The organism is Allobosea sp. GW821-FHT09G06 (genome assembly GCF_059416005.1).
Map to the genome: position 1 here is coordinate 48,333 of NZ_JBWKOI010000002.1, position 25,503 is coordinate 73,835.

General features: G+C 67.8%; 23 protein-coding genes and 1 pseudogene. 17 read left to right on the top strand and 7 right to left on the bottom strand.

Going from position 1 to position 25,503, the window contains the following annotated elements; genetic code table 11:
* Window positions 1–49: 49 nt before the first annotated feature.
* From AC07NY_RS10430 to AC07NY_RS10445, 4 genes are read left to right on the top strand one after another with little or no spacing between them, the layout of a single operon-like run.
* The gene (locus AC07NY_RS10430; RefSeq protein ID WP_492287692.1) at window positions 50–1,111 is read left to right on the top strand and encodes an ABC transporter substrate-binding protein; all 1,062 of its coding nucleotides are present in this window, start codon (window positions 50–52) and stop codon (window positions 1,109–1,111) included.
* Window positions 1,108–2,247: an ABC transporter ATP-binding protein gene (locus AC07NY_RS10435; protein ID WP_494583774.1), complete on the top strand. Its 1,140-nt coding sequence runs from the start codon at window positions 1,108–1,110 to the stop codon at window positions 2,245–2,247. The genes AC07NY_RS10430 and AC07NY_RS10435 overlap by 4 nt, the downstream gene beginning before the upstream one ends.
* Window positions 2,244–3,158: an ABC transporter permease gene (locus tag AC07NY_RS10440; protein WP_494583775.1), complete on the top strand. Its 915-nt coding sequence runs from the start codon at window positions 2,244–2,246 to the stop codon at window positions 3,156–3,158. Before AC07NY_RS10435 ends, AC07NY_RS10440 begins: the two co-directional genes overlap by 4 nt.
* 1 nt (window position 3,159) lies before the next feature.
* The gene (locus AC07NY_RS10445) at window positions 3,160–3,975 is read left to right on the top strand and encodes an ABC transporter permease (RefSeq protein WP_494583776.1); all 816 of its coding nucleotides are present in this window, start codon (window positions 3,160–3,162) and stop codon (window positions 3,973–3,975) included.
* Between the two features lie 64 nt (window positions 3,976–4,039).
* Here AC07NY_RS10445 and AC07NY_RS10450 read toward each other — a convergent pair whose 3' ends face one another.
* Window positions 4,040–4,651, bottom strand: a complete 612-nt coding sequence (locus tag AC07NY_RS10450) for a TetR/AcrR family transcriptional regulator (protein ID WP_494583777.1) — start codon at window positions 4,649–4,651, stop codon at window positions 4,040–4,042.
* Window positions 4,652–4,772: 121 nt separating this feature from the next.
* On the opposite strand from AC07NY_RS10450, the gene AC07NY_RS10455 reads away from it, so the two are divergent.
* From AC07NY_RS10455 to AC07NY_RS10490, 8 genes are all read left to right on the top strand, one after another.
* A complete protein-coding gene (locus AC07NY_RS10455; protein ID WP_494583778.1) occupies window positions 4,773–5,468 on the top strand; it encodes a PspA/IM30 family protein in 696 nt (231 codons plus the stop codon).
* A gap of 36 nt (window positions 5,469–5,504) precedes the next feature.
* Window positions 5,505–5,783, top strand: a complete 279-nt coding sequence (locus tag AC07NY_RS10460; RefSeq protein ID WP_494583779.1) for a YiaA/YiaB family inner membrane protein — start codon at window positions 5,505–5,507, stop codon at window positions 5,781–5,783.
* Window positions 5,784–5,890: 107 nt separating this feature from the next.
* Entirely contained in the window at window positions 5,891–9,298 is a 3,408-nt protein-coding gene (locus AC07NY_RS10465) for an acyl-[ACP]--phospholipid O-acyltransferase (RefSeq protein ID WP_494584665.1), read from the top strand.
* On the top strand, window positions 9,298–10,260 hold the full coding sequence (locus AC07NY_RS10470; RefSeq protein WP_494583780.1) for a hypothetical protein: 963 nt from the start codon (window positions 9,298–9,300) through the stop codon (window positions 10,258–10,260). The genes AC07NY_RS10465 and AC07NY_RS10470 overlap by 1 nt, the downstream gene beginning before the upstream one ends.
* Window positions 10,257–11,138 carry a ThiF family adenylyltransferase gene (locus tag AC07NY_RS10475; protein WP_494583781.1) on the top strand — a complete coding sequence of 294 codons (882 nt, stop codon included), beginning with the start codon at window positions 10,257–10,259 and terminating at the stop codon, window positions 11,136–11,138. Before AC07NY_RS10470 ends, AC07NY_RS10475 begins: the two co-directional genes overlap by 4 nt.
* Window positions 11,135–12,355 carry a hypothetical protein gene (locus AC07NY_RS10480; protein WP_494583782.1) on the top strand — a complete coding sequence of 407 codons (1,221 nt, stop codon included), beginning with the start codon at window positions 11,135–11,137 and terminating at the stop codon, window positions 12,353–12,355. Before AC07NY_RS10475 ends, AC07NY_RS10480 begins: the two co-directional genes overlap by 4 nt.
* Window positions 12,352–13,461: a GNAT family N-acetyltransferase gene (locus AC07NY_RS10485; RefSeq protein ID WP_494583783.1), complete on the top strand. Its 1,110-nt coding sequence runs from the start codon at window positions 12,352–12,354 to the stop codon at window positions 13,459–13,461. Before AC07NY_RS10480 ends, AC07NY_RS10485 begins: the two co-directional genes overlap by 4 nt.
* A 36-nt stretch (window positions 13,462–13,497) precedes the next feature.
* Window positions 13,498–14,460, top strand: a complete 963-nt coding sequence (locus AC07NY_RS10490; protein ID WP_494583784.1) for a hypothetical protein — start codon at window positions 13,498–13,500, stop codon at window positions 14,458–14,460.
* A gap of 6 nt (window positions 14,461–14,466) precedes the next feature.
* Here the strand turns inward: AC07NY_RS10490 and AC07NY_RS10495 are convergent, their stop codons facing one another.
* The 5 genes and pseudogenes from AC07NY_RS10495 to AC07NY_RS10515 all read right to left on the bottom strand — a co-directional run bounded on the left by AC07NY_RS10495 (window position 14,467) and on the right by AC07NY_RS10515 (window position 17,427).
* Window positions 14,467–14,781 (bottom strand): hypothetical protein, encoded by a 315-nt coding sequence (locus AC07NY_RS10495; RefSeq protein WP_494583785.1) that lies wholly within the window; start codon window positions 14,779–14,781, stop codon window positions 14,467–14,469.
* Between the two features lie 27 nt (window positions 14,782–14,808).
* Complete coding sequence (locus tag AC07NY_RS10500; RefSeq protein WP_492287680.1) at window positions 14,809–15,225, bottom strand: hypothetical protein; 417 nt, start codon at window positions 15,223–15,225, stop codon at window positions 14,809–14,811.
* A gap of 33 nt (window positions 15,226–15,258) precedes the next feature.
* Window positions 15,259–15,702, bottom strand: a complete 444-nt coding sequence (locus tag AC07NY_RS10505; protein ID WP_492287679.1) for a PPC domain-containing DNA-binding protein — start codon at window positions 15,700–15,702, stop codon at window positions 15,259–15,261.
* A 60-nt stretch (window positions 15,703–15,762) separates the two neighbouring features.
* Complete coding sequence (locus AC07NY_RS10510; RefSeq protein ID WP_494583786.1) at window positions 15,763–16,386, bottom strand: GNAT family N-acetyltransferase; 624 nt, start codon at window positions 16,384–16,386, stop codon at window positions 15,763–15,765.
* Between the two features lie 71 nt (window positions 16,387–16,457).
* Window positions 16,458–17,427 (bottom strand): annotated as a pseudogene (locus tag AC07NY_RS10515) (MBL fold metallo-hydrolase).
* A 132-nt stretch (window positions 17,428–17,559) separates the two neighbouring features.
* Between AC07NY_RS10515 and AC07NY_RS10520 the strand changes: the two are divergent.
* A complete protein-coding gene (locus tag AC07NY_RS10520; RefSeq protein ID WP_494583787.1) occupies window positions 17,560–18,465 on the top strand; it encodes a LysR family transcriptional regulator in 906 nt (301 codons plus the stop codon).
* Between the two features lie 185 nt (window positions 18,466–18,650).
* Here AC07NY_RS10520 and AC07NY_RS10525 read toward each other — a convergent pair whose 3' ends face one another.
* Window positions 18,651–19,262 (bottom strand): IMPACT family protein, encoded by a 612-nt coding sequence (locus tag AC07NY_RS10525; RefSeq protein WP_494583788.1) that lies wholly within the window; start codon window positions 19,260–19,262, stop codon window positions 18,651–18,653.
* Between the two features lie 256 nt (window positions 19,263–19,518).
* On the opposite strand from AC07NY_RS10525, the gene AC07NY_RS10530 reads away from it, so the two are divergent.
* From AC07NY_RS10530 to AC07NY_RS10545, 4 genes are all read left to right on the top strand, one after another.
* Window positions 19,519–20,505, top strand: coding sequence for a helix-turn-helix transcriptional regulator (locus tag AC07NY_RS10530; RefSeq protein WP_494583789.1), 987 nt, complete (start codon window positions 19,519–19,521; stop codon window positions 20,503–20,505).
* A gap of 118 nt (window positions 20,506–20,623) precedes the next feature.
* The gene (locus AC07NY_RS10535; protein ID WP_494583790.1) at window positions 20,624–22,516 is read left to right on the top strand and encodes an ABC transporter ATP-binding protein; all 1,893 of its coding nucleotides are present in this window, start codon (window positions 20,624–20,626) and stop codon (window positions 22,514–22,516) included.
* A complete protein-coding gene (locus AC07NY_RS10540; RefSeq protein ID WP_494583791.1) occupies window positions 22,513–24,237 on the top strand; it encodes an ABC transporter ATP-binding protein in 1,725 nt (574 codons plus the stop codon). The genes AC07NY_RS10535 and AC07NY_RS10540 overlap by 4 nt, the downstream gene beginning before the upstream one ends.
* Window positions 24,234–25,499 carry an MFS transporter gene (locus tag AC07NY_RS10545; protein WP_494583792.1) on the top strand — a complete coding sequence of 422 codons (1,266 nt, stop codon included), beginning with the start codon at window positions 24,234–24,236 and terminating at the stop codon, window positions 25,497–25,499. Before AC07NY_RS10540 ends, AC07NY_RS10545 begins: the two co-directional genes overlap by 4 nt.
* Window positions 25,500–25,503 lie beyond the last annotated feature (4 nt).

Below are 25,503 nucleotides of genomic sequence, written 5' to 3' on the forward strand. Positions count from 1 at the left end.
AGGGAACGCATTGAACAAGAACGCAACGTTCGAACGGGAGAACAGACACATGCCGCGCCAGCCGATCATGCCGACGAGAACGGCCCTTGCCCTCGTCATGGGCCTTGGCCTGTTGAGCGCTGCGCCCGCCTGGGCGCAGGAACTGACCGTCGTCTCCTTCGGCGGCTCCTATCAGGAGGGCCAGAGCAAGGCGCTCTTCCAGCCCGCCGCCAAGGCGCTGGGCATCAAGATCAAGGAGGAGACCTATACCAGTATCGCGGACCTGCGCCTCAAGGTGAAGGCCGGCGCCGTGACCTGGGACGTGGTCGCCAGCGGCTCCGGCAGCGCCGCCCGCGCCGGTGCCGAGGGCATCCTCGAGAAGCTCGACTACAAGGTCATCGACACCTCGAACTTCCTGCCCGGCACGGCGCAGGATTATTGCGTCGGCGGCGACGTGTTCTCGACCGTGCTCGCCTGGAACACCAAGACCTATGGCCAGAACGGCCCGCAGAGCTGGGCCGATTTCTGGGACGTCAAGAAGTTCCCCGGCAAGCGCTCCTACCGCAAGGGCGTGGCCGGCGCGCTGGAGCCGGCCCTGATGGCCGACGGAGTTCCCGCCAACAAGGTCTACGAGGTGCTGTCCCAGCCCGGCGGCATCGAGCGCGCGATCAAGAAGATCCGCGAGTTGAAGCCGCATATCGCGGTCTGGTGGAGCTCGGGCGCGCAGCATGCCCAGCTGATGAAGGACGGCGAGGTCGATATGATCACCGGCTGGAACGGCCGCTTCGACGTCGCCGCCAAGGACGGCGCCAAGGTCGCCTATACCTTCAACCAGGGCCTGCTCGACTATGATTGCTTCGCGATCGCCAAGGGTGCGCCGAACAAGGACCTGGCGATGAAGTTCCTCGCCGAGATCAGCAAGCCGCAATACCAGGCCGAGTTCACGAAATACATCACCTACGGCCCGACCAACAAGAAGGCCTATGAGGGCGGCGCGATCGACGCGGCCTTTGCCAAGACGCTGCCGTCTCATCCCGACAATGCCGGCAAGCAGCTGCCGATCGATCTGGACTGGTACATCAAGTTCGAGGCCCAGGCCTCCTCCGCCTACCAGAACATGCTGACCGAATGAGACTGGCCGGCGATCACGAGCGGCCGCGCGATGCGGCCGCTTCGGCCTCGGGTTCCGCGACGGCCTTGCCCATCGCGGTCCGGCGGCTGAGCAAGGCCTATGGTGCGGTGTCTGTGCTGGACGAGATCGATCTCGATGTCCGGCCCGGCGAGTTCCTGACCTTGCTCGGCCCCTCCGGCTCGGGCAAGACGACGCTGCTGATGGCGATCGCCGGCTTCCTGCGGCCCGACAAGGGCTCGATCCGCTTCGGCGAGCGCGAGGTCGTACGCCTCGCGCCGCATAAGCGCGAGATCGGCATGGTTTTCCAGAACTACGCGCTGTTCCCACATATGGATGTCGCCCGCAATGTCGGCTTTCCCTTGCGGTTGCGCCGCGTGCCGGCGGCCGAGACCGCCCGGCGCGTCGAGGCGGCGCTGGAGATGTTCCAGCTTGGCGGCTTCGGCAGCCGCCGCATCGACCAGCTCTCCGGCGGCCAGCGCCAGCGCGTCGCGCTCGCCCGCGCCATCGTGTTCGAGCCGCGCATCATCCTGATGGACGAGCCGCTCTCGGCGCTGGACAAGCAGCTGCGCGAGCGCATGCAGATCGAGTTGCGCCAGCTCCATGAGCGTTTGGGCACCACCACCGTCTATGTCACGCATGACCAGCGCGAGGCGCTGACCATGTCGGACCGCGTCGCCATCCTCGACCGCGGCCGCATCGCCCGCATCGACACGCCGCGCGCGATCTATGACGATCCCGGCAGCCGCTTCGTCGCCGAGTTCATCGGCGAGTCCTCCTTCCTCGACGTCGCGGTGGCCGATGGCGTCGCCCGCGCCGCCGGCGCGACCATCCGCGCCGGCAACCTGCCGACGGGGCAGGGGCGCTGCACGATGGTGCTGCGGCCCGAGCGCCTGCATCTGCTCGGGCCGGGCGAGGGCGAGGGCATGAACTGCTTCGATGGCCGCGTCACCGGCGCGGTCTATCAGGGTGACACGCTGCTCCTTCAGGCTGTCCTGAACGGCGGCAGCCCGCTCGCATTGCGCCTGACGACGCGCGGCGGCGAAGGCCCGCCGCCGGCACCCGGAACGCCCGTCCGCATCGGCATCGCGGTCTCCGATACCGTGCTGCTGCCCGATGAGGCGCGGGGCGCGCCGTGACGACCGTCAGCGCCTTGGATGCTGCCGGTCCGGCCGGGGACGACCACGCCGCCGGCCTGCGGCGCGACCAGTGGCGCGAGCGCATGGGGCTGGCAGGCCTCGCGGCGCCGGCGCTCCTGCTCGTTACCGTCACCATGCTCGTGCCCGTCGGCTGGCTCTTCGGCCTGTCCTTCCTCGACGACAATGGCGCGCTGAGTCTTGAGCATTACCGGCGCATGCTGGCCGAGCCCTCCTACGGCCGGACCTTCCGCACCACCTTCGAGATCAGCTTCGTCACCACGCTGATCTGCATCCTGCTCGGCTATCCCCTGGCTTATTTCCTGTCGCAACTGCCGCGCCGGGCCGCCAATCTCTGCATGATCGCGGTGCTGCTCCCGTTCTGGACCTCATTGCTGGTGCGCACCTATGCCTGGCTCGTGCTGCTCCAGCGCAGCGGCCTCATCAACACATGGGGCATGAAGCTCGGCCTGTGGAGCGAGCCCTTGCAGCTCGTGCACAACATGGGCGGCACGCTGATCGGCATGGTCCATATCATGCTGCCCTTCATGGTGCTGCCGCTCTATGGCACGATGCGCGCGATCGACCGCAACCTGCTGCGCGCCGCCGCCAGCCTCGGCTCCACGCCGGTCCACGGCTTCTGGACTGTGTTCTTCCCGCTTTCTCTGCCGGGGCTCGCGGCCGGCGCCTCTCTCGTCTTCGTGCTCTGCCTCGGCTTCTACGTGACGCCGGCCATGCTCGGCGGCGGCAAGGTGACGATGGTCTCGAACCGCATCGCCAACGATATCGAACTCTTCTTCAACTGGGGCGCGGCGAGCGCGCTCGGCGTCGTGCTGCTGGTGATCACGCTGGTCGTGCTCGTACTGGCGGCGCGATTGTCGCGCGGCGCCGGCCTGTTCGGGGCAGGGCACTAAGATGAGCTGGCTCGATCGTCCCGCCAGCGACACGCAGATCAGCCACCGTGCACGGCTCTGGCTCTATGCGGTCGGCGCGCTGGTGCTGGCCTTCCTGGCCATCCCGACGCTGATCGTCATCCCGATGTCCTTCTCCCAGTCGCAGTACCTGGAGTTCCCGCCGCGCGAATGGTCGCTGCGCTGGTACGAGGCCTATTTTTCCTCGTCGAGCTGGATGGCTGCGACCGCGACCTCCTTCAAGGCAGGCTTCTGCACGGCGCTGCTGGCGACGCCGATGGGCACGCTTGCGGCCTACGGCCTGCACGCCGCGCGCCTGCGCTTCGCCGGGCTGGCGATCCTCGCCCTGCTGACGCCGACGATCGTACCGGTCATTCTCGTCGGCATCGCGTTGTTCTACGCCTATGTGCAGCTCAAGATGGTCAACTCGTTCCTCGGCATCGTGCTGGCGCATACGATGCTGGCGGTGCCGATCGTGATGATGATCGTCGGCTCGGCTCTGAAGAGCTTCGATCTCGATCAGGAGCGGGTCGCGCGCAGCCTCGGCGCGACGCGGGCGCAGGCCTTCCTGCAGGTGACGGCGCCGCAGATCGGCTTCGCCCTCGTCACCTCGGCGGTGCTGTCCTTCCTGACCTCCTTCGATGAGGTCGTGGTCGCGCTTTTCGTTTCTGGCGGCGACAACGCGACGCTGACGCGGATGATGTTCCTGGCGTTGCGCGACCAGATCGACCCGACCATCGCCGCGATCTCGACGATCATGATCGTGATCACGTCGCTGCTGCTGGCGGTATCCCAGCTCTTCGGCAAGAGCGAGAGCTGAGGCATCACCGGTAACCTTGGCTGCAGCGCGCCAAAGCGGCTGCCGCCGGGGCAAGTCGATGCACTCAGCCGCTGGTCGCGAGACCACGGCAGGCCAGCCGCACCAGTCCCTCGATCTGGCGGTCGAGTTCGCGGCGGGGCACCGCGATCAGCTTCTCTTCCAGTCCGATCGCGACGACGCCATGGACGGCCGAGAACAGCGTCCGGCCCAGCAGGTTCCTGTCGTCCTCGCTGCGATCAGGCACCAGCATGCCCAGCGGTCCAAGGATGTGCCGGAACATCGTCATCTGTTCGGTGACGGCCCAGTCGGGCACGGTCGAGCCCTCAACCATCCGGTGTTCGAACAGAACGCGCCAAAGCTGGAGGTTGTCGCGGGCGAAAGCCGAGTAGGCGAGGGCGACCGCGACGAGCGCCTCGGTGGCCTCATCCCGTGACGAGACGGGCGGCGATGCGGCGCTGAGCGTCGCGTCGAGCCGGGCGAGCGTGCGCGAGCCGACCCGCAGGACGAGCTCGTCCATATCCGCGACCAGATTGTAGATCGCGCCGAGCGAGCAGCCGATCTCCTGGGCGAGCTCGCGCGCCTTCAGGCCCGCGAGGCCTTTCACGGCGATGGCCCGTTCCGCCGCCTCGATCAATTGCTCGCGCTGCCGGTCCCGTCTCGCCGCGGTGCTGGTCATCTCGTCGCTCTCGTCATGTCTTTTTTAGTGATTTGAACGACGTTCAAAATATATCTTGAACGTCGTTCAAGGATGCGTTATCTATCTTCCTGTGAACGATGTTCATAGCAGGGGAAAGCCAATGCTCAAGATGTTTCTCACTTTCGTTCGCGGCGGCGCTGCCATCGCTGAGGAGCGCTTTGCCGACCGCAACGCCCTCCTGATCCTCGACCAGCAGATGCGCGATGCCGCCGGCGCTTTCGAACGCGCCAAGAAGGCGTTGGCGATCGCGATCGCGCAGGACCGGCAAGAGACCGATCGCTTGGCGGCCAGCAAGGCCCGCATAGCCGATCTGGAAAGCCGCGTCGCGGCGGCGCTGGCGGCCGGTGATGAAAGCCTTGCCCGCGAAGGCGCCGAGGCGATCGCCGCGCTGGAGGCCGACCGTGATGCTGCCGCGAGCGCGCAGGCGCTCTTCGCGGCGGAAATCCTCCGCCTGCGCCGGCATGTCGCGCAGGCTCAGGCCCGGATCGCCGAGCTCGATCGCGGCCGGCGCCTCGCTCGTGCCTCGGAGGCGGTGCGCCAGATGCGGCAGGGCCGGATCGAGCCCGGCCCCGCTCATGAGGCGACGCTGGCCGAGGCCGAGCAGACGCTGAAGCGATTGCGCGAGCGCCAGGTCGAAGCCGAGGCTGCCGAGACGGCGCTCGACGAACTCGATGGCGCGGCTGCGGCCTCCGTCACCGAGAAGCTGGCGGCCAAGGGTTTCGGGCCTCGCTTGCGCACCACCGCCGAGGACGTGCTGGAGCGCCTGCGCAGCCGCGCGGCCGCTCCAGCCAACTGATCGCAACAATCGCATTTCAAACAGGAGATCGCCGTCATGAACCAGAACGTTCAGCCCCATAGTGGCGCCTGGGTCAGCTTCACCTACGCCTCCTTCTTCGCCGCCGCCGTGATGGTCGGCTCGGGGATCATGTTCCTGCCGCTCGACTGGTGGGCCAAGGGCTATCTCGCCATGGGCTGCGTCATGCTGGTCCAGTCCTGCATCACCATGACCAAGACTGTGCGCGACATGCACGAGGCCGCCAAGCTGGTGAACCGCATCGAGGACGCCCGCACCGAGCGCCTGCTGATGGATGCCGGCAAGCCGGCGCTTTGAAGCGCTGCCGGTAAGTCCCGCTTAACCGCAAGATCGCATCGCCCGCCGTCGGCAAGGATTGCTTTGCACGGGCGATGCGAACCTCCCTCGAACCGCGCGAGTGCATGATGTTCGACACCTTGATGCTGAAACGGCGCTTCGCGCCGCTGTTCTGGGCGCAGTTCTTCTCCGCCTTCAACGACAATTTCCTCAAGAATGCGCTGGTCTTCATCATCCTCTACCGGCTCGCAGGGCCGCATGGCGAGGCGCTGGTGACGCTGGCCGGCGGGCTCTTCATCGCGCCCTTCTTCCTGCTCTCCGGCATCGGCGGCCAGATGGCCGACCGCTTCGACAAGGCGATGATGGCGCAGCGCCTGAAGCTTGCCGAGATCGGCGCGGCCGGCGTCGCGGCCCTCGGTTTCACTTTGCATTCCGTGCCGATGCTCTTCGCCGCGCTCTTCCTGTTCGGCGTCATCGCCGCCCTGTTCGGGCCGATCAAATACGGCATTCTGCCCGACCATCTGAAGCGCGAGGAATTGCCGGCCGGCAACGCCCTGATCGAAGGCGCGACCTTCATCGCGATCCTGCTCGGCACCATCGCCGGCGGCCTGACGGCGCGCGAGGGCGGCGACGCCGCCCAGCTCAGCCTGCTGATCATGGTCTTCGCGCTCGCCTGCTGGGTCGCGACTCTGTTCATCCCGAAGACCGGCGCGGCCGCGCCTGATCTCGCGATCGACCGCAACATCCTGCGTTCGACCCGCGACCTCCTGAAAGACCTCTGGGCCGATGCGCGGCTCTGGCGCACGGGCGTGATGGTTTCGCTGTTCTGGCTGATCGGCGCCGTCGTGATGGCGCTGCTGCCGGCACTGGTGAAGAACGGCATGGGCGGCACGGAAATGGTCGTCTCGGCCTATCTCGCGACGTTTGCCATCGCGATCGCCGTCGGTTCCGGCATCGGCTCCTTCCTGGCGAGCGGGCGGATCGTGCTCCTGCCCGTGCCGGTCGCCGGCATCGTCATGGGCCTGTTCGCGCTCGATCTCGGCTGGGCGGTGTCCGGCCTCGTCGCCCATCAGCCGGCGCAGGATATCGGCGTCTTCTTCGGCAGTTCCTCCGCCTGGCGCGTCGGCATCGACCTTGCCGGCCTTGCCATCGCCGGCGGCATCTTCATCGTGCCCTCCTTCGCCGCAACCCAGGCCTGGGCACCTGCCGAGAAACGCGCCCGAGTCGTCGCCGCCGTCAACGTGCTCTCGGCCGCCTTCATGGTCGCGGGCGCCGCGGTCGTCGCCGTGCTGCAGGCGGCGGGCCTGACGCTCAGCCATCTCTTCCTGCTGATCGGCGCCCTGACCATCGCGGCCTCCATCTGGATCTTCCGGACGCTGCCGACCAATCCGCTCAGCGATTTCCTCTCGATCCTGTTCCGCGCCTTCTACCGCGTCGAGGTCACTGGCCGCGAGAACATCACCAAGGCCGGCGACAACGCCATCATCGCGCTGAACCACGTCTCCTTCCTCGATGCGGCGCTGGCGCTCTCGATCCTCGACAAGGAGCCGGTCTTCGCCATCGACCACGGCATCGCCCAGCGCTGGTGGGTGAAGCCCTTCCTGAAGCTGACGCGCGCCATGCCGCTCGATCCCTCGCGCCCGCTGGCGACGCGTTCGCTGATCAACGCGGTCAAGAACGGCGAGAGCCTGGTGATCTTCCCCGAGGGGCGGCTCACCGTCACCGGCAGCCTGATGAAGGTCTATGACGGCGTCGGCATGATCGCCGAGAAATCCGGCGTCCCGATCGTGCCGGTTCGCATCGAGGGGCTGGAAGCGACGATCTTCTCGCGCCTGACCCGCGAGCAGGTCCGCCGCCGCTGGTTCCCCAAGGTGCGCGTCACCGTGCTCGATCCGGTCTCGCTGACCGTACCCGACGAGCTCAAGGGCAAGCCGCGCCGTCAGGCGGCCGGTGCCGCGCTCTACCAGATCATGTCGGACCTGATCTTCCGCACCACCGATATCGACCGCAGCGTCTTCGAAGCGGTCGCGGAAGCCGCCAAGCTTAACGGCAAGGGCCGCGTCGCGGTCGAGGACCCGATCACGGGCACGCTGACCTACAAGCGCCTGCTGATCGGCGCCGAGGTGCTCGGCCGCAAGCTCATGCCGCTGGCGGCGAAGGGGGAGGCGGTCGGCGTGATGCTGCCCAACGCCAATGGCGCGGCAGTGACCCTGCTCGGCCTGATGTCGGCGGCGCGTGTGCCGGCGATGATCAACTTCACGGCCGGCGCCGGCAATATCGCCGCCGCCTGCAAGGCCGCTGAGGTCCGGACCATCGTCACCTCGCGCGCCTTCGTCGAGAAGGGCCGGATGGGGCCGCTGATCGAGATGCTCTCGGCGCAGGTGAAGATCGTCTACCTTGAGGACGTGCGCGCCACCGTCTCGACAGCCGACAAGCTTTGGGCGCTCTGGCGCCATGGCGAGGCGATTGAGCAGGCGAAGGGCTCGGATCGCGCCGCGATCCTGTTCACCTCGGGCTCGGAGGGCGCGCCCAAGGGCGTCGTGCTCAGCCACGCCAACATGCTGGCCAACGCGGCGCAGGCGGCGGCCCGCATCGATTTCGGCCGGCGCGACAAGGTCTTCAACGTGCTGCCGGTCTTCCACTCCTTCGGCCTGACGGCAGGTCTTATCCTGCCGCTGGTCTCGGGCGTGCCGGTCTATCTCTATCCCTCGCCGCTGCACTACCGGATGGTGCCGGAGCTGGTCTACGGCTCGAACGCGACCATCCTGTTCGGCACCGACACCTTCCTGACCGGCTATGCCCGCGCCGCACACCCCTACGATTTGCGCTCGCTGCGCTATATCGTGGCCGGGGCCGAGCCGGTGAAGGACACGACGCGACGGACCTATGCGGAGAAATTCGGCCTGCGCATCCTCGAAGGCTATGGCGTCACCGAGACCGCGCCGGTGCTGGCGCTGAACACGCCGATGTTCAACCGCTTCGGCACGGTCGGCCGGATCATGCCGGGCATGGAAGCCAGGCTCGAGCCGATGCCGGGCGTCGAGGAGGGCGGCCGTCTGCATGTCCGCGGCCCCAACATCATGCTGGGCTATCTGAAGTCCGAGAAACCTGGCGTGCTCGAACCGCCGCCCGAGGGCTGGCACGATACCGGCGACATCGTCGTGATCGACAGGGACGGTTTCGTCACGATCAAGGGCCGGGCCAAGCGCTTCGCCAAGATCGCCGGCGAGATGGTCTCGCTCGCCGCGGTCGAGGCGCTTGCCGCCGAATGCTGGCCGGGCGTGCTCTCCGGCGTCGCGAGCCTCCCGGATGCCCGCAAGGGCGAGCGGCTGGTGCTGGTGACGCAGCAGAAGGACGCGACGCGCGCCGCCTTCCAGGCCTTCGCCAAGGCCAGGGGCGCGGCGGATCTGATGATCCCGGCCGAGGTCATGGTCGTGCCGGCCGTGCCGGTGCTCGGCTCCGGCAAGCTCGACTTCGCCGGCATCGCCCGGCTGGTCAAGGAGCGGGCCGCGTCGCCCGCCTTGGTGGAGGCCTGATGCTCGGTTTCTGGCTGAAGGCGCTGACACGGCCGACGCTGGACCTGACGCTGGCGACGGCGCCGGGCCAGCAGACCCGCATCATCGAGCGGCCCGGCTTGGTGCTCGACGATGCGGAGCTGGCGGCGCTGGTCGAGCATTTGCGCACGGTCGCGGGGCGGACGCTGGCGCAGGGCGCGCTGACCTATGGCGTCTTTTCCGGCGAGCGCGAGCGCCTCAGCCAGAGCATCGTCACCCTGATCAGCGAGACGGCGACCGGCCGGCCGATCGCCTTCAACGCGCTGGCGCAGATGCCGCTGACGCTCAATGGCGAGCCCGAGCAGGTCACGCATCTCGGCCTCGTCATGGTCGATCCCGAGGTGCGCGGGCGCGGTCTCTCCTGGGTGCTCTACGGCCTGACTGTGTTGGTGCTCTTCGTCCGTGGCGGCCTGCGCCCGCGCTGGATATCGAACGTCACGCAGGTGCCGGGCGTGGTCGGCATGGTCTGCGAGACCTTCTCGGAGGTCTATCCCTCGCCCGATCCCGGCAGCCGCCAGAGCTTCGCGCATCTGACGCTCGCGCGGCAGATCATGCGCGATCACCGCCATGTCTTCGGCGTCGGCCCCGAGGCCGGCTTCGATGAGGCGAACTCGATCATCACCGACGCCTATACCGGCGGCTCGGACGACCTGAAGAAGAGCTTCGAGCAGGCGACGCATCACCGCGAGGAGCGCTACAACGCCTTCTGCCGCGACAAGCTCGATTACGCGCGCGGCGACGACGTGCTCCAGCTCGGCCGGATGGACCTCGCCGCAGCGCGGGGCTACCTGCTCGGCCAGGTGCCGCGCGCCTCGCTGCCGGGATTGCTCGGAGCCTCCGCCTTCCTGCTGGTGCAGCGCCTGTTGCTGCCGCTCGTGCACTGGCTCGACGATACCCGACGCTTCGGCACGTTACGGCCGCGCACGGCAAGGGCGAAACCATGATCCCCGGCTTCAGCTACGAACTCTTCGCCACCCGCAATATCGGCTTCGTCTCGGAGGCCGAGCAGGCGCGGCTCAGGCAGGCGACGGTCTTCGTCTGTGGCGTCGGCGGCATGGGCGGCGCCGCCTTCATGGCGCTGGTGCGGGCCGGCATCGGCCGCTTCGTCATCGCCGATATCGACGTCTTCGAAATCTCGAACCTGAACCGGCAGGTCTTCGCCAACGCGGGCACGATCGGCCGGCCGAAGGCGGAAGCGGCGGCCGAGGCCGCGCGCGCCATCAATCCGGAGATCGAGATCGAGGTGCTCGGTGCGGAATGGGTAGATCGTCTGCCCGAGATTGCCCGGAGATGCCCTGTCGTCGTCAACGGGATGGACGATATCGCCGCCGGCCTCCATCTCTACCGCACGGCCAAGACAGCCGGCGCGACCGTGATCGACGCCTATATGGCGCCCTTGCCTTCGGTGATCGTGGTCCGCCCCGGCGACCCGCGCCCCGAGGAGCGCCTGGGTTTCCCGACCGTTGGCAAGGACTGGAGGACGTTGTCCGAGGATGACAAGCGCGCCGCCATGCTTTGCGAGGTCACGCATGTCATGCTGCATTCGCGCTCGCGCCATCATGTCGATCTCGCCGTCGCCGGCGAGGTCGCGGCCGGGCGGCGCAGCCGCATGTCCTTCGCGCCCATGGTGATCACGACGGGCATGATGATGGCTTATGAGGCGATCGCCCTGACGCTCGGCCGGCGCACCGGCACCGATTGCCGCGGCTGGTTCTTCAACCCCTACCGGCCGGCAGTTGAGCGGCCCTGGCCGGCCCCGGTCGCGGCGCTGCTGAAGCCCTTCGTGGTACGGGCGCTGAAGCAAATGGTGGCCGGGCCATGACCGGCGGCTTCGCCAATCCCGGCCTGGTCGCGGATTCGATCGTCGATCTCTGCGGCGCGCTCGGCCTCGCCGTCGCCATGGTGACCTTGCGCCGGCGCGATCCGCGCGGCGCGCTGACGCGGCGCTTCCTTGTCGCGATGGGGCTGGTCGCGGCGCTTTTCCTGCTGCGGGCGCTGGGTTGGTGGAGCGGCAGTGTATTGCTCGGGCGGCTGGCACTCGCCTGTGCCGCCCTGTTCCCGCTAGGCGCGTTGATCGTGACCGAGGGCATGCTGCGCCGGCATGCGCCGCGTCCCGGCAAGATCGCGGTACTCGGCGGTTCGGTTCTGCTCGTCCTCGCCAGCCTCCTCGGCCTCGACGACCCCGGGCAGCTTTATGATCTGGCGCTGGCCGGTTTCCAGCTCCTGACGATCGCGTTTTGCGGCATCCTGTTGTTCCGCCGCGATCAGGCTGCGCTGACGGCATCCGAGAATGCCGGCGTCTGGCGGCTCGGGCTCTGCGCCTTCCTGATCCTGCCCTTCGCGCTCAGCGATTTTCGCGAATTGCTGCCGGATATGCCGGTGAGGCTCGGCGGCGTCGGCGCCTTGCTGCTGGTCTCGATTCTGCTGGTCGCGGGCGGCGCCGCGCCGGCCCGTCGGCAGCGTGTCGCGATGCTCAGCCTGCGTGTCGCGACCGCGCTGCTGCTCGGCTTCGCGGCGGCACTCGTCACGCCGGATGCCGGCTTTGCCCATATCGCGCGGCTTTGTGCTGTCTCGCTTGCCGGCGTGCTCGCCATCGCGCTGGCGGTCGATGCGCTCTCCAGCTCCTTCGACGCCGAGGCGCCGGGCGTGCTCGACTCGCTCGCCCGCTCCAAGGCAGGCACGCGCGAGGCCTTGATCGCTCAGCTTGCCGCCCATCCCCTTTTCACCAGCGCGCGCCGGCTCGATGAAGCCGCGCTCGCCGATTACGACCCCCTGATCCTGCGGCCGGCCTTGCAGGGCATCGGCGTGCTCCATGCTTCCGGGCGTGGCTGGCGCTGGCCGCCGACCGATCCGGCCGCCGAGCGATTGGCCGCGCTGATGGCTGTGAATTCCGCGAGCCATCTGCTCGTGCTTGGCGAGGCGCCGCTCGACCTCCTGCTGGTGACGGTGCCGGTGGTCTCGGCCGATCCGGCGACCGAGACGGCGCTGGCGCTGGTGCGCCGCCTGCTCGCGACCGCACCGAGCGAGGCCTCCGCATGATCGAGATCCGCAGCAACGACCGCAAGGCGGCCTTCGCCGTCACCGCCAATGCCTATCCGGCCGAAAGCCCTTACGTTCCGCCGATGTGGTCCGATTTCGACCGCATGCTCGATCCCACCCGAAATCCGCTGGTGACGCAGGGCCATGGCCGCTTCGAACTGTTCACGGCGTTGCGTGACGGCCAACCGCTCGGCCGCATCGTCGCGACGATCCATGACGCCTCCAACGCCCGGCACGGTACGTCGCGTGCGCAGTTCGGCTATTTCGACTGCACTGATGATCCCGAGATCGCCACCGCCCTGCTCGGCGCGGCGGAAGGCTGGGCGCGCGAGCGCGGCATGGTCGAGATTACCGGCAACTTCAATCTGACCGCGATGCAGCAGGCCGGTGTCGTCACCGGCGGCTTCGACAACGCGCCCTTCACGGACATGCTCTGGAGCCCGCCGCATATCGCGCGCCTGCTCGAAGCGAACGGCTATGCCCCGGCCTTCCCGATGACGACCTTCCGGATCGATCTCGCCGATATCGATCCCCGCGGCCTGCTCGGCCCGAAGCAGCAGGAAATCCTGGCCGATCCCGACTATCGCTGGATGCCGATCGACCGCCGCCATTTCACGGAGCGGCTGGAGGATTCCCGGCTCATTCTCAATGACGGCTTCGACGCCAATCCGATGTTCGTGCCCCCGACCGCTGGGGAATACCGCTTCCAGGCCGGCGACATGATGTGGGTCATCGACAAGCGCATCTCGACCGTCGTCCAACACAAGGGCGAGCCGGTCGGCGCCATCATCGCCATCCCCGATCTCAACCCGTTGGTGAAGGCGGTGGGCGGGCGGCTGGGCCTGAGCTTCCCGTTCCGCTTCCTGCGGCATCGCTGGACCAACCGGCGCGCCGTCATCGTCTACCAGTCGGTCAGCCGCGCCTTCCATAATCGCGGCCTCAACGGCGCGATGCTGTTCAAGGTGGCGAGCGCGCTCAAGGCAGCCGGCTATACCGAGCTCGGCGGCACCTGGATCGCCGACGTCAACGGGCCGAGCCTGCGGCAGGCGGAGAAGGCCGGCGCGAAACCGCTGCATCGGCTGCATCTCTTCGCCAAGCCCCTGTGAGATTGAGCGATGCTCGATAGCGATCTCTTCCGGACGTTGATCGCCGAGGCGAGCCTCGCGCCAAGCGTCCATAATATCCAGCCCACACGCTGGCGCCTGCTATCGGCTGATACGGTGTTGCTGCTTGAGGATGAGCGACGGCGTGTGCCGGTGGCCGACCCGACCGGGCACGATGTCCGTCTGTCGCATGGCGCTGCGCTCGAAGGATTGTCGCTGGCCGCTGGCCGGCACGGCTTCAGGATCATGCGTGTGGAGTTGGACGAGCGGCCGGACCGCGCATCGGGGCTGCGCATGATCGCCCGGCTGACGCTCGCCTCCGGAGGAACGCTCGACCCGCTGGCTGCGGCGGTTGCCGGGCGCAGCAGCTGGCGCGGCCGGTTCCTGCCTGTCGATGCGGCGTTACATGACGCACTCGGCAAGCTGGCGACCGTGCCGGATCTCCGTCTCGTTACACCTGGTCCGGCAGTGGCGGAGATCGCCGAACTGGGAGATCGCGCCGGCTTCCATTTCCTCGGCGAGGATGAGCACCGGCTCGAGCTGCTTGCCTGGATGCGGCTTTCGCGCGGCGACCCGCGTTACGGCCGCGACGGCCTCAATGCCGAGGCGATGGGGTTCGGGCGCATCGAAGCGGCGGGCGTATCGTTCGTGCTGGGGCCTCTTTTCCCATGGTTGAAGCGCCTCGGCCTCGCCGAACCGCTCTCGCGGGAGCGGGGGAAGGCCACATACGGCGCGATGGCGCTGTTTCATCGGCCCGAGGGCGAGGACCCACTGGAGACCGGGCGAGCCTTCTACCGGGCCTGGCTGACGATCGCGTCGCAGGGGCTTGGCGCCTGCCCGGTCTCGGTGCTCGCCGATTGGCCTGTCAGCAACGCGGCGCTCGTCGCACGCCATCCGCTGCCGGTCGGGCGCCGGCTCGTCAATGTCTTCCGGCTGGGCCGTGTTGCGCCGGGTGCCGGCGCGGCACGCGCGCGCCTGCTGCTTGCTGAGCTGATCGTCTGACGGTGCTCAGTCCTGCTTGCGGCGCGAGCGAAAGCGATCGAGCAGGCCAAGGCACCACAGGGCGAAGCGCGCCATCGGCTGTTGCAGGATCGGCATGTCGGCGGCGAGCAGCAGCAGGCCGAGCGGCAGCATCCAGGCCCCGAGCAGCGGCAGGAACGAGAAGATCCCTCCGGCGATGAGGCCGATCCCGGCGGGAATGCGGACCAGTCGAGACTTGGGATGGCGCAGCCAGCGCAGGCCTGCGGCCAGCCGGGGTGGCAACTCGTGTTCGATGCGCTTGAAGGCGCGGCGCAATTCCTGCCTGGAGGATAGCGGCTCCATGATCTGGTGTCTGTCGCCTCTTCGGGGCTAGCGGGCGACGAAACCTTGCCGACGCCCTTTGGACGTGCGGCAGGAGCAATCGTCCCCGAGCGCGGCCGGCCGCGCCAGCGTGCATTGCCGCGTCGGCGTCCGGCAATGACGTCCGAGGCTGCTCGTCCGCTCCGCCCTGCGATAATAGCGACCCGATGACGGGCTCGGCTCGTAGAAGCGCGGGCTGGGGGCGCCGGCCCCGACCGGCGGCCCGGCTCCCGGAATGCCGCCCTGGCTCGAACGCAGCCGGAGATCCGGCACGTTGTCCGTGATCGATGGCGGACCCAGGCCTTGCCGCGGGCCGCCCGGATAAAGCGGGCCGTTGCCGGGCGTCGCATCGAACTGGGCGCTGGCTGGCAGCGAGGCCAGCATGGCCAGCAGGGCAGCCATCGCTGCGATGAGATTGCGCGTCATGCCGTGCCTGGCCTCCCTGAATGTTCCACCGATCTAGGCGTCCAAAGCGATGAGCATAAGGCCGGTCTCGTGATCCCGCTTCTTTTTCAGGTAGGTGGGCTGCTCGGTCAGGATGATTTCCAGCGTCGGGCGGACGATGCCCTTGTTGAGATGTCCCGCGAGGGCGCTGCCATCGCGGCGCCCGAGGACGGCATGGACATGGACGCCCGGCTTGCCGCCGGGCTCGACAGCGATGTCTCCGGTCAACGACGCGACTTCGACCTGCTCATCGACCGGGATAGGCTCATAGGTCTTCGTCGCCCAATCGAAGAAGCTCAGCTCGGCACGTTCGAAAGCGCCGATGGCCTTGAAGCTCGCGGCCGTCAGCCGCTTGTCGCGGGCGAAGGCTTCCAGCGAGGCGATGGCCTCATCGCCGACATCCAGGATGATGGCAAACGTCTTCTGCCCGTCGGCTTCATGGATCAGTTTGTGTCGCATCGCCCAACCATGTGCTCGCGTCAGCATGGAACGCGAGGCGGATGGTCGTGTTCCGGAATCTTAGCGCCCCGGGCTGATCACCGACGCCACCTCCGACCATTGTGTCCAGCCGAGCGTCTGATAGAGGGCCCGGCCGTCCGGCGAAGCGATCAAGATACCACGTCCGGCGCCGCGTTCGAGAGAGCGCTGCGTCAGGGCGCTCATGACCGCGGTGCCGAGGCCCAGGCGCCGATGCTCCGGTTGGGTGAGGATCTGGTCGTAGACCGTATGGCCATCGACCACCCCCGCCATGCCGCTCGCCGCCAGCTCTCCCGTCTCGTTTCGGATCTCGACCCTGATCGCGGCACCATTCTCGTTCGTCACGGTCCCGTATCCGGGTGGGAGGACAGGAGTCGAGGTTTCCAGCGTGGTTGTCATGAGATAGGCGCGCTCGCGTGCGGTCCAGTTTTCCGGCAGCAACGCCGCGGCGGTCTCGCGGGGCGCGGGGATCTCGATATAGATGTTCCGCTGCTCGATCGAGCGCGCGAGTTCCGGAAGAATTGCCGGGTCGAATCGGGGCAGCACGAACCGCCCGCGCTGGTCGGGCTTGCCGACCTCCAGCCAGAGGCCGGTGGGAACGGCGCCGGGCGCCGGATAGCCCCGTGTCAGGGCATAGCCGAACGCCCAGGTTTCCATCGGATTCATCAGACGGTCTCCAATTGCCAACGGGCCGGGAAAATCCCGACCCGCGTGACGAGCCTCGCTCGGCCGCTTCCTTACGCTTGAAAAGCCCATTCCGCAGCCATCCAGCGCAGCCGACCTTGGTCGGAGACGATGCGGCCGAGGCCTGGGAACGGCATATGGGTCGCGGCGATCAAGGCCTTCTCCTCGGCCGCGCGCGGGAAGAAGCGGGCGCGCATTGCGCGGGCAGCTTCCGGATCCTGCTCGAAGATGAAGCCGATATCGGTAGCGACCGGGTGAAGTGACGGGTGGAAGAGCATGTCCCCAACCATCAGCAGGCTTTTGCCGCCATCTTCGATGCGCACTCCGATATGGCCGGGCGTATGGCCGGCAAGGTCGATGGTCGACACGCCTGGCACGATGCTGCGCTCGCCATCGATCGCCTGCAGCTTCGGGTAGAGCCGGATGAGCTCTGCCGACGCGTCGAAGCTGCTTTTCAGGAAATCGGGTGCTGCCGCGCGTTGCGCCGGGTCGGTCCAGTGCGCAACCTCGCGCCGGCCGATATAGATCTCCGCATTCGAGAAGTTCCGTCGGCCGCCCGCGACGAGGCCGCCGATATGGTCGCGATGCATATGCGTGACGATCACCGCATCGATATCTTCCGGCGCAAACCCGACCGATTTCAGGGCCGAAGGCAGCTTGCCGCTTTCGCCGAGCAGACCCGCCGGGCCCGTATCGATCAGGATGCGCCGTGCCGTCCTCAATCAGGTACTGGTTGAACACCAGGCGGATGCCGCCGGGCCTTGCGGCGAACTGCCCTGCCGCGGCGGCTTCGATCTCCTTGGGTGAGCGCCCGACGAAATAGGAGAACGGCATGTCGGCGAAGCCGTCGGTCAGGGCCGTGACCTTGAACCGGCCGATCGAAATCTGCGCCAGAGGCGGCACGGCAGTCGTGACAGCGGCAACCGGGGTTGCGACGGCCCTGCCGGCGGGCAGCACCGCGCCGGCGGCGATAGACAGGGCAGGGGCCGCAAAGGCGAAAGCGCGGCGGGACAGCATGGTCATTGAAGGACTCCAGAAAGCGCGAGGGCCGTCTTCAAGCGCGGTCGCTCGGGTTGAGGATGGTGTAGGCCCTTCCTTGAATCCGAGGTATCTGGATATATCGGGACTTTCCCTCCCGAAATATGGAAGGGTTCGATGGATCGTTTCGATGCCATGTCGGTGCTCCTCGCCGTTGTCGAGGAAGGCAGTCTTTCGGCTGGCGCACGCCGCTTGCGCGCGCCGCTTACCACGATCAGCCGCAAGGTGGCCGATCTCGAACAGCATCTCGGAACCCGTCTACTGATCCGCACCAGCCGGCGGGTCGAGTTGACGGATGCGGGCCGCGACTATGTCGCCGCCTCCCGTCGCATTCTGGAGCAGGTCGAGGAAGCGGAGCGTACGGTTGCCGGCGAGTACAGCGAGCCGCGCGGCACCCTGGCGGTGACGGCATCGGTGGTTCTCGGGCGACGTCATGTCGTTCCGCTGGCGGCTGAATTCCTGGCCGAGCATCCCCGGATCGACCTGCGTCTGTTCCTCATCGACCGTCACGTCAATCTGGTGGAGGAGCATCTCGACCTCGGCATTCGGGTCGGTCATCTCGAAGACAGCGGCCTGATGGCGCGGCGTGTCGGCGAGGTCAGGCGCATCTTCTGCGCGAGTCCGGGTTATCTGGCGCGCCGCGGCGTTCCGGTTCGGCCCGAGGACTTGAGCGACCATGACGGCATCACGTTCCGGGGCTTCACGATATCGCCGGAATGGCGCTACCGCGGCGATTCAGCTGCCCTTTCGGTGGAGCCGCGTACGAGGCTCGCGGTCAATTCGACCGAAGCGGCGATTGATGCCGCCCTGGCAGGGGTCGGCGTCGCCCGGGTGCTGTCTTATCAGATCGTCGATGAATTGCGGTCCGGTGCGCTGGTGCCGCTGCTCGAAGCGTTCGCTCCGGAGGCGATCCCGGTTCAACTCGTCTATGCCGCCCAGGGCCAGTTGCCCATCAAGGCGCGCGCATTCCTGGACTGGGTCGCGCCGCGCTTGCGCGCTCGTTTGCTGCCGAGCGATGCGTAAGCCGGTCGGTGCGCCGGGACTCAGCTTTCCTTGGCCGAGATGTAGAAGCCGAAAGCCGAAGCGCAGGCCAGAACCACGCTGATCTCGATCAAGCCCATTGTTGCCTCCCTCTTTGCGATGGATGGGAAACCGTCTTGGACCTGCCATTGCTCCGCCGCGTATGAGGCTGGCCTTCTGAAAGGCCGCTACCTGTCCCATCGGATCAAGGCGCGCCCGCTGGTCAGATCCGTCACCAGCCGGCTGAGACCGTCGATTTCGGCCTTCGGTGCGCTGACTGAGAGGATCGCACCGGTATCCGTGAAGGTCTGATCACGCAGTTGCACGCCGGGAACTGCGCCGAGACGTGCCTGGACGCGCGTCAGGTCGCCGAAGCTGCAGGTGATCCTCGCCGCTGCCGTCTCGACGAGCTCGACCTTGCGGGCCTCGCGCAGGCACAGTGCGGCCGTGCCGCCATAGGCCCGGATCAGCCCGCCGCTGCCCAGCAGGACGCCGCCGAACCAGCGCGTGACCACGACGGCGACACCGTCGAGAGCCTGTCCGTCGATGGCCGCGAGGATCGGCTTGCCGGCCGTGCCGCTCGGCTCGCCGTCATCGTTGAAGCGATAGCTCTGCCCGAACCGCCAGGCCCAGCAATTATGGTTGGCCTCGGGATCGGAATGCGCGGCAATGAAGTCCTTCGCGGCCGCTTCGTCGGCAACCGGCGCGGCCATCGCAACGAAGCGGCTTCTCTTGATCTCCTGCCGGGCGGAGCAGGGTTCGACGAGGGTGAAACGCGCGGCCATCAGGCCCTGTAGCATGCCGGTTTGCCGAGGGAACCATCCGCTTTCGGCCGTGCTCCACGCCCGATGCCGCGCGGTTTTCCACGACCGGGAGTGGCGGGAGATGAGCACCGTTCCCGGGCCAGGCCCGATCGAAAGCGCTTCCGGAACAAGTCCATGGGCGCAGCAACATGGAAGAGTTCTAATTCAATATCAAAAACAATGGCTTGGTGGAATTTATGTTACAATGTACATGGGTTCTCAGCCGCTGGAGGCCACCCATAAAAGCTGATCCATGATCGAGTATTCCGAAGACCATCGGCTCCATGTGAGCGGCGAGATTTCCTATCGGGACGTCGAGGCCTATCTCGACGGCACGGTCTATCTGTCGATCGCCGCCCCGCGGCAGGTGCTCCAGACCGGCGTCTCCTTCGCGCGCGGCAGTTACTGGATCGAACCGATCAGGCCCTCCGTCCATCTCACCGGCTGTGACCTCGAATATCTCGACGACGAGCGGGTGGTCGGCTCCTACCGGCCGAGCCTCTTCGTCGGCATTCTGCTCGCCGGCGAGCATACCGGTTTCGTCGATGGCCATTCGATCGCAACGACGCGGATCGGCGTGCCGACGTTGCTGGGCGTCAGCGATCAGGTCGATATCCGCTCGGCGCAGCGGCCCGGCCAGACCTGCCGGATGAGTGGCTTCCATGTCGGAGCCGAGTTCCTCCGCGAGCTCGGGGAGGAGGCCGGGTTGCCGGGCTGCGAGACGATGCTGGACAGCTTTGCCGACGGCTTTCTCTGGCAGGAGGTCGAGGCCCGGACGGCTTTGCGAGCCCATCTCCTGCAGCTCGCCGAGAATCCCTATCAGGGCAGGCTGGCGCAGCTCTATTCCGAGAGCCGGGTGCTGTCCGCGCTCGTCGAGGTCGCCAGCATCTTTCGGGAGCAGCGGCGCGGGATGCCGCAGCTCTCCCGCTCGCATCGCGAGCATGCCGAGCATGCGCGCCTGATCCTCGACAACCAGCTCGCCGATCCGCCAGCGGTCTCGGAACTCGCGCGCATCGTCGGTCTCAACGAAACCAGCCTGCGGCAGGCCTTCAAGGCGGCCTTCGGCTCGACCATCATCGACTACCTGCGCGACCGGCGGCTGGAGGTGGCGCGGGTGCTGGTGCGGGAGCGGCGCCTGTCGATCGCCGAGATCGGCTATCGCGTCGGCTTCTCCAGCCCGGCCAATTTCGCCACGGCCTATCGCCGGCGTTTCGGCCTGTCGCCGAGCCAGGATCTGTAACCCTTCCAAATCCTGCGGGCGCGCAAAGGAAAAACGACGGCCGGCAAAGGTCGAATGCATGGAGGCGCCTTCGTCGCGCCAATAAGAAGACGGTCCATCCTCGGATCGAAGGTTTGCCGTGACGGTCAGCGCTTCCACAGAGGCCCTCGACGTCGACGCGCGCGGGCCGGATACGGACAAGACGGAAAAGGCCGCTGCGGAGCCGCGCGCCTCGGTCTCGATCGGTGCCGTCGCTCTACGGCTTTTCGCGATGATGCGGGAGCGCCGCTGGCTCTTGTTGTGCTCGATCATCTGCGGAACGCTGGCGGCGTTGCTGTCGCTTGCGCCCTATGCCGCTGCCGCCGTCGCGCTGGTCGCGATTCTGCAAGGCAATGTCGATTGGCACTGGATCGACCAGGTCGGCGGGGTGGCTCTCGCTGCAGTGGCAGCACGACACCTGCTCTTCTCGCTGGCGACCGGCCTGTCGCACAAGATCGCCTTCCAGACCCAGCAGGAACTCCGGCTGGCGCTTGCGGCCAAGCTCGCGCGCGTGCCGCTGGGCTTCTTCGACGACCGTTCCAAGGGCGAATTGCGCACCATCCTGCTCGACGATGTCGAGGGCGTCGAGGACGGCATGGCGCATCTCGTGCCGGAGCTCAGCGCCGCAATCGTGGCGCCGGTGGTCGCGCTCGTGCTGCTGGCCGTCATCGACTGGCGCCTGACCATTCTCGCGCTCCTCCCGATCATGCTCGGGCTCGTCCTGATCGGGCGGGTGATGAGGCAGGGCGAGGGCCCGACCCATGATTATCTCGCGATCCAGTCCCGCATGGCCGAGACCGTCGCTGAAATGGCCGATGGCCTGCCGACGGTCCGCGCCTTCAATCAGGACGAGCAGGCCACGGCGCGCACGCAGCGCATCTTCGCCGAGATGACGCATTTTTCCGATGCCTGGATGCGCCATGCCGTGGTGCCAGGCTCCGCCGCGCAGGTGCTGCTCTCGAGCCATCTGCTCTTCGCCGCGCCTGCCGGGCTGCTGATGGCGGCGCAGGGCTGGCTGAGCCCGACGACATTGGCGGCCTTCCTCGCCATCGCCTACGGGCTCGGTGACGTCTTCGCCTCGCTGCAGGGCATCAGTCATCGCCTGATGCGGCAGGTGCAGTTGCTCGACCGGATCGATGCGGTCATGGCGGCGCCGGAACTGCCGGTCAGCGCCATGCCGGCCGAGCCGGCCGATAAGCTGCTGCGCTTCAAGAATGTCGGCTTTTCCTATGGCGCGCGGCAGGTGCTGCATGGCGTCGATTTCACGGTGGTGCCGGGGCGCTGCCTTGCGCTTGTCGGGCCGAGCGGTTCCGGCAAGTCGACGCTCGCGCGCCTGATCGCGCGCTTCCACGATGTCGGCAGTGGCGCCGTTTCGATCGGCGGCGTCGATATCCGCGAGATGGCGCCGGACGCGCTGAACCGCGCCGTCTCCTTCGTCGTCCAGGAGGTCTTCCTCTTCGCCGGCACGATCGCCGACAATATCCGCCTCGGCCGGCCGGATGCCGATGACGACGCGGTGATCGACGCAGCCAGGCGCGCCCGGGCACATGATTTCATCGCGGCATTGTCGCGAGGCTACGACACCATCGTCGGCGAGCGCGGGCTCGGGCTTTCCGGCGGCGAGCGCCAGCGCATCTCGATCGCGCGCGCCATCCTGAAGGACGCGCCGATCCTCGTGCTCGACGAGGCCACGGCCTTCGCCGATCCCGAGAACGAGGCCTTGATCCAGGACGCAATCGCTGAGCTAGCGCACGAGCGCACGCTGATCGTGATCGCCCACCGCCTGCACACCATCGTCCATGCCGACGAGATCCTCGTGCTCGATGCCGGCCGCGTGGCCGAGCGCGGCAGCCATGCCGAGCTGGTCAGGCAGGGCGGGCTCTATGCCCGGATGTTCGCGGCGCATGAGGCTGTCGCCAGCCATCGCCATGCCGATGCGCGCAAGAACGATGGCGTCGGCCAGCCCCCGCTCACGGTGGGGGCTCAGCCATGAAGCTGCTCGCCTTCATCCACGCCCATCTCGGCGATGCGCGCGGGCTGTTCCAGCGCGCCATGCTCTTCACCTTCCTTGAAGGGCTCGTAGCGGCCGGGCCGGTGATCGCGGTCGCGCTCGGCCTGATGCGGCTGGCGCAAGGCCCCGCCGACGCGCTGGCGCTCTTGCCTTACGCCGTAGCGGTCGTCGCTGCCGTCGTGTTGCGCATCCTGCTGATCCGTCTCGCTTGGTCGTCGGGATTCCGCGCCGGCAATGTCGCGACCGAGGCGATCCGCAACCGGCTGGTCGGGCATATGCGGGCCGTGCCGCTCGGCGCGCTCGGGCGCTGGAGCGCGGCGCGTCTCGCGACCCTCGTCACCGAGGACGGGCGCTGGATCAACGAAGCCTCGACCTTCACGCTGAACCGGCTGTTCGGCGGGCTCGCCGCAGGCCTGTGCCTGTTGCTGGCGGCGGTCTGGTTCGACCTAACGACCGCGCTCGCGGTGCTCTTCGCCTTCGGCCTCGGCCTGCTGTCGCTGCCCGTCGCCGGGCGTATCCTGAAAGGTGTGATCGCGCGCCGCAATGCCGAGCTGACCGATATCAGCCAGCGCATCGGCGAGTATGGCGAGGGCATCGCCGTGTTCCGCTCTTTCCGGGCCGGGGAGGGCGCCTTCGCCCGCTTCGCCGAGGCCGTGGATCGCCTGCGCCACCTGATGCTCGGCTACACGCCCGTCCTCGTCTCGCTCCATGGCGTCGCCGCGACCTTGATGGGTGCCGGACTGCCTCTGGCGCTGATGATCCTGGCCTGGCGCGGTGGCGAAGCCGCACCGTCGCTGATCCCCGCGCTGCTGCTCGGGCTTGCGGCGAGCCACGCGCTCTGTACGGCCGTGCTCGGCCAGATGCTGCCCTTCAGCCTGGGCATGCAGGCCGAGGCCGGCATGGCCCGCTTCCTCGCGGAGCCGGTGCTCGCACATCGGGGCCGCGAGCCGGGCACGCCGCTGGATTTCACGCTCGAACGGGTGGCGTTCAGCCATGACGGCCAGCACGGCGCGGTCAACGATATCGCGTTGGCGGCGCGCCAGGGTGGCATGACCGCGATCGTCGGGCCGAGCGGTGCCGGCAAGTCGAGCGTCATCGGCCTGATGATGCGCTTCTTCGACCCCCAAAGCGGCCGCTTGACGGTCGGCGGCGTCGACATTGCCGAGATTCCGCCGGCCCGCTTGCAGGCGCTGACGGCGCTGGTCAACCAGGACGTCCACCTCTTCCGCGACACGTTGCGCGCCAACATCCTGCTCGGCGCGCCCGGCGCCGACGAAGTCCAGCTCGCAGCCGCCATTCGCGCCGCCCGGCTGGACGAACTGATCGTGGCCTTGCCTGACGGTCTCGACACCGTGATCGGGGAGGGCGGGCGCACCCTGTCGGGCGGCGAGCGCCAGCGCGTCGCGGTCGCGCGGGCGCTGCTCAAGGACGCACCGATCCTGCTGCTCGACGAAGCCAGCTCCGCCATGGACCCGCTGACCGAGCGCGCCATCCAGCAGGCGGTCGCGGCGCTGGAGAACGGGCGCACCCTCGTCGTCGTCGCCCATCGCCTATGCAGCATCGCCGAGGCCGACCGGATCTACGTGATGGATCAGGGGCGGATCGTCGAGGAGGGCCGGCATCCGGACTTGCTCGCGCTGGGCGGTCTCTATGCCCGGCTCTGGCAGGCGCAGGAGCGCGCTGCCGGTTGGAGGTTGAGATGAGTCTCGCATCGCATTCCGCCGCGCCCGGCGTGCCTGAGCCCCTGCTGTTGCAGCGCTCGCTGCGCCTCGGCATCGGCGCGGTCTATGGCGCGGCGGCCGTCCCGCTCTTCTTCATCTACAACATCCTGCCGGCGAGCCTGCGCCAGGCCGGCCAGTCGCCGGAAGTCGCCAATCTTGTCTTCCTGGCCTATCTGCCCTTCGCGTTGCGTGTCGTCTGGGCGCCCGTCGTCGCCCGCATTGGCCGCGGGCAAGTCTCGGCCTTCCGACGCATCGTACTAGTCTGCCTCGCGCTCGCAGTGGCGGTGACGGGTTGTCTCGTAGCGTTCGAGCCCCAGGGTGGCACGCTCGGCATTATCGTTGTCGCCACGCTCGCGATCATGGCCATCGCGACGGCGGCCGTGGCGCTCGACGGCTATCTGCTCGTCGGCTTCCCACCGGCGGTGCGGGTGCGTTGCGCGTCGTTGCAAGGCATCGGCTTCGCGCTGGGTGGCCTCGTCATGGGCGTCGGCATCATGTTCTTCGAGGGCGCGGGCTGGAGCGGCATCCTCCTGCTGCTCGTCCTGATCACGACGGCATTGGCGCTGCCGGCTGTGCTGCTCCCGGTTGCCGGAACCACGACGGATCAGGGCGAAGGTCGTCCCGAGGCGCCATCCGGCCTATGGCGCTTTCTGAAGAGCGCTCCCGCGCGCCGGAGGCTGGCCTTCTCGCTGCTCGGTCATGGCGGGCTCGGTCTCGCCGGCGGCATGCTGCCGGTCCTGCAGGTCGATGCCGGCCTGAGCCTCGGCCAGATCGGCCTCGTCGCCGCCGTCGGCGCCAACGGCGTCGGCGTGATCGCCTCCTGGGCGACCGGACTCGTGCTGCGCGGCAGCGAGGTCTGGCGCGTAGCGCTCCTCGTCAGCCTCGCCTCGGCGCTCTGCTTCGCGGGTGTCGCCATGGCCGGGGTCCGGGCCGAGCCTGCGGTCGCCATCGCCCTGTCGCTCGCAGTGATGGCGCTCGGCTACGCCTTCTTCGTCGTCTTCCGCGCGCTCGTCCTGCCGGTCTGCGCCGGCGAGGGCGGCACGACGCAGGCCGCCGCCCTGTCCAGCATCGACGCCCTCGTCGCGACGGTCTCGGCCATCGCGGCCGGCTTCGTCCTCGGCCTCGGCGGCCTGCCGGCGGTGCTCGGCCTCGCCGCCGGGTTCTGCGCCGGCGGCGCTCTCGTCGCCTGGCTCGCGGGTCGCAGCGGCGAAAACCTCAACGCATCATCATCCCACGGAGCCTGACCAT

Coding starts and splice junctions, on each gene's coding strand:
- AC07NY_RS10430 (WP_492287692.1), top strand. CDS start 50: ATGCCGCGCCAGCCGATCATGCCGACGAGAACGGCCCTTGCCCTCGTC.
- AC07NY_RS10435 (WP_494583774.1), top strand. CDS start 1,108: ATGAGACTGGCCGGCGATCACGAGCGGCCGCGCGATGCGGCCGCTTCG.
- AC07NY_RS10445 (WP_494583776.1), top strand. CDS start 3,160: ATGAGCTGGCTCGATCGTCCCGCCAGCGACACGCAGATCAGCCACCGT.
- AC07NY_RS10450 (WP_494583777.1), bottom strand. CDS start 4,651: ATGACCAGCACCGCGGCGAGACGGGACCGGCAGCGCGAGCAATTGATC.
- AC07NY_RS10455 (WP_494583778.1), top strand. CDS start 4,773: ATGCTCAAGATGTTTCTCACTTTCGTTCGCGGCGGCGCTGCCATCGCT.
- AC07NY_RS10460 (WP_494583779.1), top strand. CDS start 5,505: ATGAACCAGAACGTTCAGCCCCATAGTGGCGCCTGGGTCAGCTTCACC.
- AC07NY_RS10465 (WP_494584665.1), top strand. CDS start 5,891: ATGTTCGACACCTTGATGCTGAAACGGCGCTTCGCGCCGCTGTTCTGG.
- AC07NY_RS10470 (WP_494583780.1), top strand. CDS start 9,298: ATGCTCGGTTTCTGGCTGAAGGCGCTGACACGGCCGACGCTGGACCTG.
- AC07NY_RS10475 (WP_494583781.1), top strand. CDS start 10,257: ATGATCCCCGGCTTCAGCTACGAACTCTTCGCCACCCGCAATATCGGC.
- AC07NY_RS10480 (WP_494583782.1), top strand. CDS start 11,135: ATGACCGGCGGCTTCGCCAATCCCGGCCTGGTCGCGGATTCGATCGTC.
- AC07NY_RS10485 (WP_494583783.1), top strand. CDS start 12,352: ATGATCGAGATCCGCAGCAACGACCGCAAGGCGGCCTTCGCCGTCACC.
- AC07NY_RS10495 (WP_494583785.1), bottom strand. CDS start 14,781: ATGGAGCCGCTATCCTCCAGGCAGGAATTGCGCCGCGCCTTCAAGCGC.
- AC07NY_RS10500 (WP_492287680.1), bottom strand. CDS start 15,225: ATGACGCGCAATCTCATCGCAGCGATGGCTGCCCTGCTGGCCATGCTG.
- AC07NY_RS10505 (WP_492287679.1), bottom strand. CDS start 15,702: ATGCGACACAAACTGATCCATGAAGCCGACGGGCAGAAGACGTTTGCC.
- AC07NY_RS10510 (WP_494583786.1), bottom strand. CDS start 16,386: ATGAATCCGATGGAAACCTGGGCGTTCGGCTATGCCCTGACACGGGGC.
- AC07NY_RS10520 (WP_494583787.1), top strand. CDS start 17,560: ATGGATCGTTTCGATGCCATGTCGGTGCTCCTCGCCGTTGTCGAGGAA.
- AC07NY_RS10525 (WP_494583788.1), bottom strand. CDS start 19,262: ATGCTACAGGGCCTGATGGCCGCGCGTTTCACCCTCGTCGAACCCTGC.
- AC07NY_RS10530 (WP_494583789.1), top strand. CDS start 19,519: ATGATCGAGTATTCCGAAGACCATCGGCTCCATGTGAGCGGCGAGATT.
- AC07NY_RS10540 (WP_494583791.1), top strand. CDS start 22,513: ATGAAGCTGCTCGCCTTCATCCACGCCCATCTCGGCGATGCGCGCGGG.
- AC07NY_RS10545 (WP_494583792.1), top strand. CDS start 24,234: ATGAGTCTCGCATCGCATTCCGCCGCGCCCGGCGTGCCTGAGCCCCTG.